General features: G+C 45.7%; 8 protein-coding genes. 7 read left to right on the top strand and 1 reads right to left on the bottom strand.

The window, feature by feature from the left end; all coding sequences use genetic code 11:
• Positions 1-66: 66 nt before the first annotated feature.
• From HC965_RS05960 to lpxA, 6 genes are all read left to right on the top strand, one after another.
• Positions 67-543, top strand: coding sequence for an HU family DNA-binding protein (locus tag HC965_RS05960; RefSeq protein WP_191030592.1), 477 nt, complete (start codon positions 67-69; stop codon positions 541-543).
• A gap of 211 nt (positions 544-754) precedes the next feature.
• On the top strand, positions 755-3862 hold the full coding sequence (locus HC965_RS05955) for a glycoside hydrolase family 2 TIM barrel-domain containing protein (protein WP_191030591.1): 3108 nt from the start codon (positions 755-757) through the stop codon (positions 3860-3862).
• Positions 3863-4054: 192 nt separating this feature from the next.
• A complete protein-coding gene (locus HC965_RS05950; protein ID WP_191030590.1) occupies positions 4055-5230 on the top strand; it encodes an efflux RND transporter periplasmic adaptor subunit in 1176 nt (391 codons plus the stop codon).
• Positions 5231-5246: 16 nt separating this feature from the next.
• Positions 5247-8462, top strand: a complete 3216-nt coding sequence (locus HC965_RS05945; protein WP_191030589.1) for an efflux RND transporter permease subunit — start codon at positions 5247-5249, stop codon at positions 8460-8462.
• A gap of 11 nt (positions 8463-8473) precedes the next feature.
• Positions 8474-9865: a TolC family protein gene (locus HC965_RS05940; protein WP_191030588.1), complete on the top strand. Its 1392-nt coding sequence runs from the start codon at positions 8474-8476 to the stop codon at positions 9863-9865.
• 18 nt (positions 9866-9883) lie between these two features.
• The gene (lpxA, locus tag HC965_RS05935) at positions 9884-10654 is read left to right on the top strand and encodes an acyl-ACP--UDP-N-acetylglucosamine O-acyltransferase (protein ID WP_191030587.1); all 771 of its coding nucleotides are present in this window, start codon (positions 9884-9886) and stop codon (positions 10652-10654) included.
• 128 nt (positions 10655-10782) lie between these two features.
• Here the strand turns inward: lpxA and HC965_RS05930 are convergent, their stop codons facing one another.
• Positions 10783-11424, bottom strand: a complete 642-nt coding sequence (locus HC965_RS05930) for a carbohydrate-binding family 9-like protein (protein ID WP_191030586.1) — start codon at positions 11422-11424, stop codon at positions 10783-10785.
• 111 nt (positions 11425-11535) lie between these two features.
• Between HC965_RS05930 and HC965_RS05925 the strand changes: the two genes are divergently transcribed.
• Positions 11536-15591, top strand: coding sequence for a two-component regulator propeller domain-containing protein (locus tag HC965_RS05925; RefSeq protein WP_191030585.1), 4056 nt, complete (start codon positions 11536-11538; stop codon positions 15589-15591).
• Positions 15592-15695: the final 104 nt, after the last annotated feature.

The following is a 15695-nucleotide window of genomic DNA, read 5'->3' as shown; positions in this document are numbered from 1 at the left end:
TTTGCATCGTGATCACAAAAACAATAATAAAAACGAATTAACTAACTATTAAAAAAAAGAAAGAGTATGGCACTGAAGTATGTTGTCAAGAAAAGAGTATTCGGCTTTGATAAGACAAAGGCCGAAAAGTATGTAGCACAGAATGTTATTACCAATACGGTAGATTTCAGAGATTTGTGCAAAGAAGTATCCATGTTCGGTATGATTCCCGAAGGAGCAGTGAAACACGTAATTGACGCGCTGATTGATGCGCTGAATACGAATCTGAATAAGGGGTTGTCGGTACAATTAGGAGATTTCGGCTGTTTCCGACCGGGAATGAATTGTAAAAGCCAGGACACGGAAGAAAAGGTAGATGCCGATACGATTCAACGGGTGAAGATCGTATTTACTCCGGGGTATAAATTTAAGGAGATGTTGAATAAGGTAAGCATCAAGAAGACGGAAGGAAATGATGGTGCTTCGTCAGGGAATAACGGTGGAAGTAATCCAGAAAAACCGGATGGCGGTGATAGCGGAGAAACACCCGATCCCGCAGCATAAAACAAAAACGCTTAACAGCTGACCGGCTGTTAAGCGTTTTTTATTTTCGTCTCGTAAAACTTCAATGCATAAAGCATAAGATAGGTAAAAAGCTATATAATACAGTCAATTTATTAAAAACTAGCCCTAATTGAATGATTTTTTGCCCTTCATTGAATAAAATAATCCTTATCTTTGGCTCCCGAAATTCAAACCTAATACAAAAAAAACCATGAAGAAACAACTACTTTCCTGTTGCCTGGCGGCATTGGGACTGACGGCAATTCAAGCGCAAAGCTTCAATGAGTGGAAAGACCCGGAAGTGAATTCCGTAAACCGCTCCGCTATGCACACTAATTATTTTGCTTACGCATCGGCTGATGAAGCTAAAGCCGGTATCAAAGAAAATTCAGCGAATTTTATGACCTTAAACGGTCTTTGGAAATTCAACTGGGTGAGACATGCGGAAGCACGTCCGACCGACTTTTATCAAACTAATTTCAACGACAAGGGCTGGGATGACCTTCAAGTTCCCGGTGTATGGGAGTTGAATGGCTACGGCGACCCTATCTACGTAAATGTAGGATATGCCTGGAAAAGCCAGTTCAAGAACAACCCGCCGTATGTTCCGACAGAAAACAATCACGTAGGTTCTTACCGGAAAGAAATCATCGTTCCTGCCGACTGGAAAGGGAAAGAGATTTTTGCCCACTTCGGTTCGGTAACTTCCAATATGTACCTTTGGGTGAACGGACGCTACGTAGGATATAGTGAAGACAGCAAACTGGAAGCTGAATTCAACCTGACCAACTATCTGAAACCGGGTAAGAATGTGATTGCTTTCCAGGTATTCCGCTGGTGTGACGGCAGTTACCTGGAAGACCAGGACTTCTTCCGCTACTCCGGTGTAGGACGCGATTGCTATCTCTACGCACGCGACAAGAAATATATTCAGGACATTCGTGTCACTCCTGATTTGGACAGCCAGTATAAAGACGGTACGCTGGATATCGCCGTTGACCTGAAAGGAAGCGGTACAGTAGCTTTAGACCTGACAGATGCTCAAGGCAACAGTGTAGCTACTGCCGACTTGAAAGGTTCAGGCAAGTTAAACACTACTTTGAACATTTCCAATCCTGCCAAATGGACGGCTGAAACACCTAATCTTTATACACTGACTGCTACCCTGAAAAACGGGAACAGCACAGTAGAAGTAATTCCTTTCAAAGTAGGTTTCCGCAAAATCGAGCTGAAAGGCGGACAGATACTCGTCAACGGACAACCGGTACTCTTCAAGGGAGCCGACCGTCACGAAATGGATCCGGATGGCGGTTATGTCGTTTCTATCGAACGTATGTTGCAGGACATCAAAGTAATGAAAGAACTTAATATCAACGCTGTACGTACCTGCCACTATCCGGACGACAACCGTTGGTATGACCTATGTGATGAATATGGTCTTTACGTAGTGGCCGAAGCTAACGTAGAGTCTCACGGAATGGGATACGGTGACCAGACACTGGCAAAGAACCCGATTTACGCCAAAGCTCATATGGAACGCAACCAGCGCAATGTACAACGCGGTTTCAATCACCCGTCCATCATCTTCTGGTCATTGGGTAATGAAGCCGGCATGGGTCCGAACTTTGAGAAATGCTACACTTGGATCAAGAACGAAGATAAATCACGTGCCGTACAATACGAGCAAGCACGTACCAGCGAGTTTACGGACATTTTCTGCCCGATGTATTACGGTTATGAGGACTGTATCAAATATTGCGAAGGTGACATTAAGAAACCGTTGATTCAATGTGAATACGCACATGCGATGGGTAATTCACAAGGTGGGTTCAAAGAGTACTGGGATATCATCCGCAAGTACCCGAAATACCAAGGTGGATTTATCTGGGACTTTGTAGACCAGTCCTGCCATTGGAAAAATAAGGACGGAGTAGATATTTACGGTTACGGTGGTGACTTCAACAAATATGACGGTTCGGACAATAACTTCAACGATAACGGCTTAATCAGCCCTGACCGCGTACCTAATCCGCACGCTTATGAAGTGGCTTATTTCTATCAGGATATATGGACTACTCCCGTAGACCTCGCTAAAGGTGAAATCAACATCTTCAACGAATATTTCTTCCGTGACTTGTCCGCATACTACATGGAATGGCAGTTGCTGGCAAACGGAGAAGTAGTGCAGACCGGTATTGTATCCGACCTGAAAGTAGCTCCTCAACAAACTGTTAAGATGCAACTTCCGATTGATACAAAGAACATCTGTCCTTGCAAAGAATTATTGCTCAACGTAAGCTATAAGCTGAAAGCTGCCGAAACATTGCTGCCGGCAGGAGCTACCATTGCTTACGAACAGTTAAGCATCCGCGACTACAAAGCACCCGAACTCAAACTGGAAAACGTACAGGCTTCCAACCTGGCAGTTACCGTGCCCAGTATCCTGGATAACGACCGTTATTACCTGATCGTCAAAGGTGAAAACTTCTCGATGGATTTCAAAAAGCACAACGGTTATCTCTGCCGTTATGACGTGAACGGAATGCAGATGATGGAAGATGGCAGCGAACTGACTCCTAACTTCTGGCGTGCACCAACCGATAATGACTTCGGAGCAGGTCTGCAACATAGGTATGCAGCATGGAAGAACCCTGAGCTGAAACTTACGTCTCTGAAACACGCTATCGAAAACGACCAGGCTGTAGTTCGTGCGGAATATGACATGAAGTCGATAGGCGGTAAATTGTTCCTCACTTATACTATTAATAATAAGGGAGCAGTGAAAGTTACCCAGAAAATGGAAGCTGACAAGAGCAAGAAGGTTTCTGAAATGTTCCGCTTCGGTATGCAGATGCGTATGCCTGTCAACTTCAACGAGGTAGAATACTACGGACGCGGCCCGGTAGAGAACTATTCCGACCGTAACCACGGTGCAAAACTTGGCAAATACCGTCAGACGGTAGAAGAACAATTCTATCCGTATATCCGCCCGCAGGAAACCGGAACGAAAACGGATATTCGCTGGTGGAGACTGCTGAACATCAGTGGTAACGGCTTGCAGTTTGTTTCTGAAGCTCCGTTCTCTGCCTCTGCATTGAACTACACCATCGAATCACTGGACGACGGTGACGCAAAAGACCAGCGCCACTCACCGGAAGTTGAAAAAGCGAACTTTACAAACTTCTGTATCGACAAGGTTCAGACAGGATTGGCATGCGTCAACAGTTGGGGAGCTATACCACTGGAAAAGTATCGTCTTCCTTACCAAGACTATGAATTCAGTTTCATCATGACACCCGTATCTCATAAACTGAAGTAATGAAGTAAAAAACATCGTTAAAAAACACGGTATCAGAGTACAAGAATACCGAAAATACCGTACTTTTGCAGCCGGAAACTGATTTAATAGAATTAGTTTCCGGCTTTTATTCCTTAAATCCCCCCTCTATACATAGAGAATGACACACGTGCAACAAAACGCATAATTTTAAAAAACAGATAAATAAGAAGTATGAAAAGTAGAATTGTTTTATTTGCATTTTGCTTGGCCCTTTTCTCCAGTTGTGGTAATAAGGGCAATGATACGGGAAAAGCCCCGGAATATGCAGTACAAGAATTACAGAAGTCGACTGCAAATCTAACGACAGCTTATCCAGCTACCATTAAAGGTAAACAAGATGTGGAAATCCGCCCGCAGGTGTCCGGTTTCATCACCAAATTGTGTGTAGACGAAGGAGCAAGCGTCCGTAAAGGACAGGTTTTGTTCATTGTCGATCCTACACAATATGAAGCGGCAGTGCGCACAGCCAAAGCAGCAGTTGCAACAGCAGAAGCAGCCGTACGTACCCAACAGATTACAGTGGACAACAAACGTGAACTGAACAAAAAGAACATCATCAGTGACTATGACCTGTCAATGGCTGAAAACACATTGGCACAGTCGCAGGCACAGCTGGCACAAGCTCAGGCACAGTTGACTACCGCTCAGCAAAATCTCTCTTTCACACAAGTGAAGAGCCCTTCTGACGGTGTAATCAATGATATTCCTTATCGTTTGGGAGCATTGGTCAGCCCTTCCATCGCTACTCCGATGACTACTGTTTCTGAAATCGAAGAAGTATATGTATATTTCTCCATGACAGAAAAAGAACTGTTGGCTATGACCAAGTCTGGAAGTACTATCAAAGAGGAAATCAGCAAGATACCGGCTATTAAATTGCAGTTGATCGACGGTACCGAATATAACATCGAAGGTAAAGTAGACGCAATCACAGGCGTTATCGACCAGGCAACCGGTTCTGTAACTATGCGCGCTATCTTCCCGAACAAAGAACATATCCTGCGTAGTGGTGGTACGGCAAACGTGCTGATTCCTTACACGATGGATAATGTTATCAGCATCCCGCAGTCTGCAACTCAAGAAATCCAAGACAAGAAGTTCGTTTACGTTCTGCAACCGGACAATACGGTGAAATATACGGAAATAGGTATCTTCAACCTGGATAACGGAAAAGAATATCTCGTTACTTCCGGTCTGAACGCAGGAGACAAAATCGTTATCGAAGGCGTACAGACGTTGAAAGACGGCCAGACAATACAGCCTATCACATCCGCTCAAAAAGAAGCGAACTATCAACAGCATTTGAAAGACCAACGCGAAGGAAATTTAGCTACTGCTTTCAATTAATAACTTAGATAATCGTATGAAATTAGATAATTTTATTAACCGTCCGGTACTATCAACAGTTATTTCTATCTTGATAGTCATCCTGGGTGCTATCGGATTGGCTACACTGCCTATCACCCAGTATCCGGACATCGCGCCCCCTACTGTGTCAGTGAGGGCTACCTATACGGGTGCCAGTGCGTCAACCGTATTGAACTCCGTGATTGCTCCGCTGGAGGAACAAATCAACGGTGTAGAAAATATGATGTATATGACCTCTAACGCATCCAACACCGGTGCAGGTGATATATCCATATATTTCAAACAGGGAACTGACCCGGACATGGCTGCCGTTAACGTGCAGAACCGTGTATCTATGGCACAGGGATTGCTTCCTGCCGAAGTTACCAAAATCGGTGTGACGACTCAAAAACGCCAGACTTCCATGTTGGTGGTATTCTCCCTTTACGACGAAAGTGACACATACACTGACGCATTTATCGAGAACTATGCGAAAATCAACTTGATTCCTCAGGTTCAGCGTGTACAGGGTGTGGGTGATGCTTCCGTGATGGGACAGGACTACTCCATGCGTATCTGGTTGCGTCCGGACGTAATGGCTCAATACAAGCTGGTTCCGGGTGACGTATCCGCCGCCCTGGCAGAACAGAACGTGGAAGCTGCCCCGGGACAATTCGGTGAACGCAGTAACCAGACTTTCCAATATACCATCCGTTACAAAGGACGTCTGCAACAGCCGGAAGAATTCGAGAATATCGTTATCAAGTCTTTGCCCGACGGTGAAGTGCTCCGTCTGAATGATATTGCCGAAATCCAGTTAGACCGTTTGGGATACAACTTTACCAACCGTGTAAACGGACACAAGGCTGTGACCTGTATCGTTTATCAGATGGCGGGAACGAATGCTACACAGACCATCAGCGACATTCAGGTGTTGCTCGACGAAGCAGCGAAATCACTGCCTGCCGGTCTGAAAGTGAACGTTTCCATGAATGCCAACGACTTCTTGTTCGCTTCTATCCATGAGGTATTGAAGACGTTGTTCGAAGCATTTATCCTCGTATTTATCGTAGTATATATTTTCTTGCAGGACTTGCGTTCTACATTGATTCCGACCATTGCCATTCCGGTAGCTCTTATCGGTACATTCTTCGTATTGTCACTGATCGGATTCAGCTTGAACCTGTTGACCCTGTGTGCGCTCGTGCTAGCCATTGCGATTGTGGTCGATGACGCGATTGTGGTCGTCGAGGGTGTGCACGCCAAGCTCGACCAGGGATATACTTCCGCCCGTCTGGCATCTATCGACGCCATGCACGAGTTAGGCGGCGCCATCGTATCCATCACACTGGTCATGATGGCAGTGTTCGTTCCGGTAAGTTTCATGGGTGGTACAGCCGGTACATTCTACCGCCAGTTCGGTATGACGATGGCTATCGCTATCGGTCTGTCGGCATTGAACGCTTTGACGTTGAGTCCGGCATTGTGTGCCGTTCTTCTGAAACCGCATAGTAATCACGGAGATAAAAAGAAAACGTTTGTCGACCGCTTCCATACTTCTTTTAATGCAGCCTATGACTCTATATTAAAGAAGTATAAGAAACGCGTACTGTTCTTCATTCAGAAGAAATGGTTATCCATGGGATTGGTGGTTCTCTCTATCGTATTGCTGATTTTCTTCATGAATACCACTCCGACGGGTATGGTGCCTAATGAAGATACCGGTACATTGATGGGAGCCGTGACTTTACCTCCGGGTACATCACAAGACCACTCGGAAGAGATATTGGCACGTGTAGACAGCCTGATTGCCGCCGACCCTGCCGTAGCTTCACGTACATTGATTTCAGGATTCAGTTTCATCGGTGGTCAGGGACCTTCTTACGGTTCTTTCATCATCAAGCTGAAAGACTGGGACGAACGTTCGATGATGCAGAACTCCGACGTTGTAGTAGGTTCTTTGTATATGCGTGCACAGAAAATCATCAAGGAAGCACAGGTATTGTTCTTTGCTCCGCCTATGATTCCGGGTTACTCGGCATCTACGGATATTGAGGTGAATATGCAAGACAAGACGGGTGGTGACCTGGAGAAGTTCTTCGAGGTAGCCAACAGCTATACAGCTGCGTTGGAAGCACGTCCTGAAATCAACTCGGCAAAGACGACGTTCAACCCGAACTTCCCGCAATATATGATTGACATTGATGCGGCAGCTTGTAAGAAAGCTGGCATCAGCCCGACGGATATCCTTACTACCATGCAGGGATATTACGGTGGTCTGTATGCATCCAACTTCAACCGCTTCGGTAAGATGTATCGTGTAATGATTCAGTCAGACCCGTTGTCTCGTAAGAACATGGAGTCTCTGAAGAGCATCAAGGTACGTAATAATGCCGGTGAAATGGCTCCTATCGAGCAGTTCATCTCCGTGGAGAAAGTATATGGCCCGGACATTATCAGCCGTTTCAACCTTTATACTTCTATGAAGGTGATGGTGGCTCCGGCTGCCGGTTATACATCCGGTCAGGCGTTGGCAGCATTGTCGGAAGTGGCAAGCCAGAATCTCCCGGCAGGTTATACGTACGAATTGGGTGGTATGGCACGTGAGGAAGCACAGAGCAGTGGAAGCACCACAGGCTTGATCTTCGTTCTCTGCTTCGTATTCGTTTATCTGTTGTTGAGTGCACAGTACGAAAGTTACATCCTTCCGCTTGCCGTATTGCTGTCTATTCCGTTCGGTTTGCTGGGTAGCTTCCTGTTTGTCAACGGAATGAGTGCCATCGGTAGTATATCGGTCATGAAGATGGTGCTGGGTACGATGTCCAACAATATCTATATGCAGATTGCGTTAATCATGTTGATGGGTCTGTTGGCGAAGAACGCCATCCTGATTGTAGAGTTTGCCCTCGACCGTCGTAAGATGGGTATGAGTATCACATGGGCAGCCGTATTGGGTGCCGGTGCCCGTCTCCGTCCTATCTTGATGACCTCCCTGGCGATGGTAGTCGGTTTGCTTCCGTTGATGTTTGCCTTCGGTGTAGGTGCTCATGGTAACCGCACGTTGGGTACTGCTTCTATCGGTGGTATGTTAATCGGTATGATTTGCCAGATTTTCATCGTTCCGGCGCTGTTCGTAATCTTCCAGTACTTGCAAGAGAAGGTGAAACCGATGGAATGGGAAGATATTGACAATACGGATGCCGTAACAGAGATTGAACAATACGCTAAATAATGAAATTCGATATGAAGAAACAGATTCTATATATGTTGTGCGCAACTGCTCTCCTGAGCAGCTGCCACATCTATAAGTCGTATGACAGACCCGAAGACATTACGACTTCCGGCCTGTATCGTGATCCGTCAGCGGAAAATGATACACTGGTTTCGGATACAGCCAGCTTCGGTAACCTGCCGTGGAGAGAGGTATTCACCGACCCACAGCTACAGTCTCTCATCGAAATGGGACTGAAACAAAACACTGACCTGCAAAGTGCAATACTGTCTATCAAAGCAGCACAGGCTCCGCTGCTGGCAGCCAAACTGGCTTATGTCCCCGCGTTGGCTCTGTCTCCGCAAGGTACTATCAGCAGCTTTGACCACAGTAAGGCCAGCAAGACTTATTCACTTCCGGTGACAGCCAGTTGGGAAATCAGCCTGTTCGGTGGCTTGTTGAATGCCAAACGAGGCGCAGAGGTTGCCGTCAAGCAAGCCAAAGCCTACAAACAAGCTGTACAGACGCAGATCATAGCCAACGTAGCCAATATGTACTATACGTTATTAATGCTCGACCGCCAACTGGAAATCACCAAAGAGACAGCCGACGTATTAAAGCGTAACGCCGAAACGATGGAAGCGATGAAAGATGCTGCCATGTATAACATAAATTCGGCAGGTGTCGAACAAAGTAAGGCTGCCTACGCACAAGTAATGGCTTCTATCCCGGATATTGAACAAAGCATCCGTGAAGTAGAGAACTCACTGTCTACACTTCTCGGCCAAGCTCCTCAGAGCATCAAGCGCGGTGTGATTGAAAAGCAAATCCTTCCATCGGAATTTTCTGTCGGAGTACCTTTGCAATTATTATCCAATCGTCCGGACGTGAAGGCTGCTGAAATGTCATTGGCTTCTTCTTATTATAACACGAACTCCGCACGTTCCGCTTTCTATCCGCAGATTACGTTGAGCGGTTCTGCCGGATGGACAAACAGCGCTGGCTCTGCCATCATTAACCCGGGCAAGTTCTTGGCGACTGCCATCGGCTCGCTGACCCAACCTCTTTTCTATCACGGTGCTAACATCGCGAAACTGAAAATGGCGAAAGCACAGGAAGAACAGGCTAAACTTGCCTTCCAACAAACACTGTTGAATGCCGGAAGCGAGGTCAGCAATGCGCTAAGTTTATACCAAAAGACCAGTGAAAAGGTACAATCCCGCCAAATGCAGGTAGAATCTGCAAAGAAAGCTTCGGAAGATACAAAAGAATTGTTTAACTTAGGGACTTCAACCTATCTGGAAGTACTGTCTGCACAACAGTCGTACCTGAGCGCGCAGATTTCTCAGGTTTCCGATTGCTTTGATCAGATGCAGGCTGTAGTAAGCCTCTATCAGGCACTGGGTGGTGGAAGAGAAGAATAACTTTAAACATATACTATTATGATTAGTCCGTTAGCTTACGTAGACCCCGAAGCAAAGTTAGGCAAGAATGTAACTGTCCTGCCGTTTGCCTACATCGAAAAGAATGTGGAAATCGGGGATGATTGTATCATCATGTCTTATGCCAGTATCCTGCAAGGTACCAAAATGGGAAAAGGGAACAAGATACATCAAAATGCTGTCCTGGGAGCGGAACCACAAGATTTCCACTATACGGGAGAAGAAAGCAGCCTGATTATCGGCGACAACAATGATATTCGTGAAAATGTGGTTATCAGCCGCGCTACCTTTGCCGGAAACGCCACTAAAATCGGAAACGGAAACTACCTGATGGATAAAGTGCATCTTTGCCATGACGTACAAATCAGCAACAACTGTGTGGTAGGCATCGGCAGTACCATCGCAGGAGAATGTACGCTGGACGATTGCGTTATCCTGAGCGGTAATGTCACCCTGCACCAATATTGCCACATTGGTAGTTGGACGCTGGTACAAAGCGGATGCCGTATATCCAAGGATGTACCGCCGTATGTTATCATGTCCGGCAATCCGGTAGCATACCACGGAGTGAACGCCGTAGTTCTGTCGCAACATCGCAACACGTCGGAAAGAATCCTGCGTCACATTGCCAATGCTTACCGTTTGATTTATCAAGGTAACTTCAGTGTTCAGGATGCCGTGCAGAAGATTATCGACCAAGTGCCGATGAGCGAGGAAATCGAAACCATTGTAAACTTCGTGAAAGCCTCGGAAAGAGGAATCGTGAAATAAACAAAGTTACTTTGTATAAGAGTAAGGGTGATGCAAAAGAAAAGCGTCACCCTTCTTTTTTGCAGATGGATGACGCGTTATCGTTTATGTTCGGAGGCTCGTTTATATTCCAGCCCGAAGTCTAATGATTATTCAAATTCCAGCGTACCGAAGAAGTCGGGACGATGAAAGTCCGGCTGTTCAATCTCTATCGGATTCCACGAAAGGAAATGAGGAGTCTTCAATTCATCACCACATTTGTAGAAATTGGCTTTTATCTCCTTTTCATCGAGTGAATCAATCTGATGTTTGAAGAATACAGCATAAGGGATAATCAGGGCAACTTCCCAATTAGTCTCTTCAACGCGTTCTTCAAAAGGCACATTGCCCAGGCTTGACCAACGCTGTACAAGTGCCGTCACGTCTTTCGGAGCATGTTCGCGACCGTTGCGGGCAGGGCCGGCACCAATCAGAATCGTTCCGATGCAATTGCATTCTATATTATAATATATTCCGTCACCGGCCGGTATAGAGAAGAATTCTACGCAGGAGTCTGTCCATACGGAACCGTTATCTTCACCATACCTGGCACGCACACTCTCTTCTTTTACCTTGAAATGCAACAAAATAGAGTCCTGCGTGTGAGCTATGCGGAAATTTACCTTTGGCTTATAAGGATATTCAGCCCAGTTGACACACTGGATAGACTGAAAATCTATTTTTTCTTCATCGAATAATTTAGGAAGCGAGCAAGCCTCCACGTTAGCCGCACTAATTTTCTTTACTTTCATATATCTTTCGTTTGAATGATACAAATATAGTTACTTTCTTCTAATAAGGTTCACAGAAATGAAATAAAAACGATATATTTGCCAATAGTAATACCTTAAAAGAACGAATTAGTGAGAAAAATAACTCTTTTATTTCTGCTATTTTTAAGCGTAGCCGCCGTCCACACACAAGGTCAGAACATTACTTTCAGTCATTTGACCACGGATGATGGCCTTTCTCAGTTCTCTGTCAACAGCTTATATATCGACGAACGGGGAATTATATGGATCGGCACACGCGAGGGACTAAACCGGTATAACGGTAACGATATCAAAAGTTTTAAACTCAAAAAGAACGACCCGAACAGCCTGTTCAGCAATACAGTGCTGCGCATCACGGGAAACAAAAACGGGAAAGTATATCTGCTCTGCACCGATGGTGTGGCGGAGTTCGATTTGACTACACAGCGGTTTAAGACATTGCTCCAGGGTAATGTGGACGCTATTTACTATAACGAGAAATTGTATATCGGCAAGAGAGAGGAAGTCTTTGTGTACAACGAAAGCACAGGGAACTTCGACTTATTCTACCATCTTGCCGGGAAAGACATTACTTTATCCTGCCTTCACCTGGACGAAAAGAAGAATCTTTGGATGGGAACTACCGGAAACGGTGTCTATTGTCTTTCGGAAGATAAAACGATTTCGCAGCCCGTCACGGAAGGAAACATAACGAGCATCTATGAGGATTCTTCAAAAGAATTATGGATTGGAAGTTGGGAAGAAGGGCTTTACCATATCAAAACAGACGGTTCCATCGAGAATTTCCGCCATGACCCTAAAAACGCAAACAGTCTCTGTTCCGACTTCGTCAGAAGCTTTTGTGAAGACAACTCGGGCAATTTATGGATAGGTACTTTCCACGGTCTGAACCGCTACGAGAAAAGTACAGGTAATTTCCAACTCTATACGGCCAACGCCAGCAAACCGGACGGACTCACCCACTCTTCTATCTGGTGTATTGTCAAAGACGGACAGGGAACGCTTTGGCTGGGGACTTATTTCGGCGGAGTCAATTACTTCAATCCTGAATATGAAATCTATACCCGCTACAAGGTGGGTGATACCGAAAAAGAAGGTCTGAGCAGCCCCATCGTTGGAAGAATGACGGAAGATAAGGACGGTAATCTGTGGATTTGTACCGAAGGGGGTGGCGTGAATGTCTACAACCGCAAAGACAATACGTACCGCTGGTATCGTCACGAGGAAGGGAAAAACAGTATTTCGCACAATAACGTGAAGGCGATTTATTATGACCAGGCGCACGACATTATGTGGATTGGCACGCACTTGGGCGGATTGAACAAACTCGACCTGCGGACAAATCGTTTCACTGTTTACCGGATGAAAGCGGGAGATCCTACTTCATTGCCGTCGGATATTGTGCGTGACATTGTGCCATATGAGGATAAACTGGTGATTGCCACACAAAACGGCGTCAGCCTGTTTAATCCGGCAACGGGTACTTGCCAACAGCTTTTCAAGGAAACCAAGGCGGGAAGAAATATCGGCATGGTGGCTAGTCTCTGTTTCGATAAAGACGGCACGCTGTGGGTGGCAGCTACCGGAGAAGGGGTTTATTCGTATCGCTTTGATACCGGCACGCTCACCAATTACGCACACAACCCGGCCATCTCGAATAGTCTCAGCAATAATAATATCAACAGCATCATGCAGGATAGCAACGGGAACTTATGGTTCTCCACTTCCGGCAGCGGACTGGACCGTTATCGCAAAGAGAGCAATGATTTCGAGAATTTCGATGTACAGAAAGACGGATTGTCCAGCGATTGTATTTACGAGGTATTCGAGTCTTCCATTCAGAAAGGGGATTTGTTGCTGATTACCAATCAAGGATTCTCACAATTCGACTATCCGCATAAGAAGTTCTATAATTACGGTACGGAAAACGGATTCCCGCTGACTGCTGTCAATGAGAATGCGCTGTTCGTTACACATGATGGAGAAGTATTCCTCGGCGGTATTCAGGGAATGATTTCTTTTTGGGAAAAGAAACTGCATTTTACCCCGAAATCTTATAACATCATCCTTTCCCGTCTGATAGTCAACGGAAGGGAAGTAATCCCCGGTGATGAAACCGGAATCCTGAATCAGTCTATCTGCCACACTCCGGAGATTAGTTTGAAAGCGAATCAGTCGATGTTCAGCATCGAATATGCCACTTCCAACTATATTTCTGCCAACAGGGATGAAATCCTCTATCGCCTGGAAGGTTTCTCCAACGAATGGAATCATACGTACCGCAAACAGACGCTTATCACCTATACAAACCTGAATCCGGGAAAATATGTGCTGGTTGTCAAGTCACAACGGGGCGATATAGGGGAAGCCAGGTTGCTGATTAACGTGTTGCCACCCTGGTACGAGACATGGTGGGCTTACCTGATTTATACCATTGCCACCATCAGCCTGTTATGGTTCCTTATTCAGAACTATAATTCGCGAATCAAACTCCGTGAGTCTTTGAAATATGAGAAGAAACATATCGAAGACCTGGAAGCGCTGAACCAGTCAAAGCTGCGTTTCTTTACCAACATCTCGCATGAGTTCCGCACGCCGCTAACGCTTATCGTGGGACAAGTGGAAACGCTGCTGCAAGTGCAGACATTCACTCCCTATATATATAATAAGGTATTGGGAATCTACAAGAACAGTCTCCAACTGCGTGAACTGATTACGGAACTGCTTGATTTCCGCAAACAGGAACAGGGGCATATGAAAATAAAGGTAAGCAAGCACAATCTCGTGGACTTCCTGTACGAGAATTATCTGCTTTTCCTCGAATACGCAAGCAGCAAGCAGATAAGCTTCAAGTTCAACAAGCAAAAAGATGATATTGAAGTCTGGTATGACCAAAAGCAGATGCAGAAGGTTATCAACAATCTATTGTCCAATGCATTGAAACATACGAAAGCGGAGGATACCATTTCTATCAACGTTTCGCAGGAACAAGAGCATGCCGTCATTGAAATAAAAGATACCGGTACGGGTATCGCCACCGCAGAAATAGATAAGATATTCGACCGGTTCTATCAGACCGAGCTCCTGAACTCACTGAATACCGGAGCCGGAACAGGCATCGGACTGGCTCTGACAAAAGGTATCATCGAACTTCATCACGGAAGCATCCGTGTGGAAAGCGAACCGGGCAAGGGAAGCAGCTTCATTATCACTCTTAAACTGGGCAAACAGCATTTTGCCGAAGAACAGATAGCGCAAAGTGATACGGATACTACTATCCAAGAGCCGGAAGCATTCGTTCCTTCAGCAGAAATCCTGCCGGAATCAGAATGGAAAGAGGAAGATAACAAGCGCATTGAAGATGCAAAAATGCTGATTGTAGAAGATAACGAGTCTATCAAGCAGATGTTAGTCGGTATCTTCGAGACATTCTATCAGGTCAGTACGGCTTCCGACGGAGAAGAAGCGTTGGAAATGGTGCAGAAAGATATGCCGAGCATTATTTTAAGTGATGTCGTGATGCCGCGTATGTCCGGTACGGAACTATGCAAGCGGATAAAGACGGATTTCAACACTTGCCATATTCCGGTTGTGCTGTTGACAGCACGCACCGCGATAGAACACAATATCGAAGGGCTGAAAATCGGTGCGGATGATTATATCACGAAACCGTTTAATACCAATCTTCTGATTTCCCGTTGTAACAATCTGGTGAACTCCCGCCGATTGTTACAGGAGAAATTCAGCAAACAACCGCAGGCTTTCGCGCAGATGTTGGCTACCAACCCGATGGATAAAGAGATGCTGGATCGTGCAATGGCTATTATCGAACAGCACTTGGATAATACGGATTTCAACGTTAATATCTTTGCCCGCGAAATGGGAATGGCACGTACGAACCTGTTCACCAAGCTAAAAGCGGTTACAGGACAGACACCGAATGATTTTATCCTGAGCATACGTCTCAAGAAAGGGGCAGTCATGCTGCGAAATAATCCGGAACTGAATATCACGGAGATTTCAGACCGGATAGGATTCTCGTCTTCACGTTATTTCAGCAAGTGTTTCAAGGAGATTTATCATGTCAGTCCGCTGGCTTACCGCAAGGGAGAAGAGAAGGAAGAAGGAGAAGAAGAAACAGACTAATAATCAAGCCATTATCGGGAAAGCCCACACTAAATAATCGGTCACTGCCGTGCCAGGAGAATGCCACCTCGTTGGCACAGCAGTGACATCGTAGTGGCACGCTT

Source organism: Bacteroides sp. GM023 (assembly GCF_014750685.1).
GTDB lineage: Bacteria > Bacteroidota > Bacteroidia > Bacteroidales > Bacteroidaceae > Bacteroides.
This window is presented reverse-complemented; position numbering and strand designations above follow the sequence as displayed.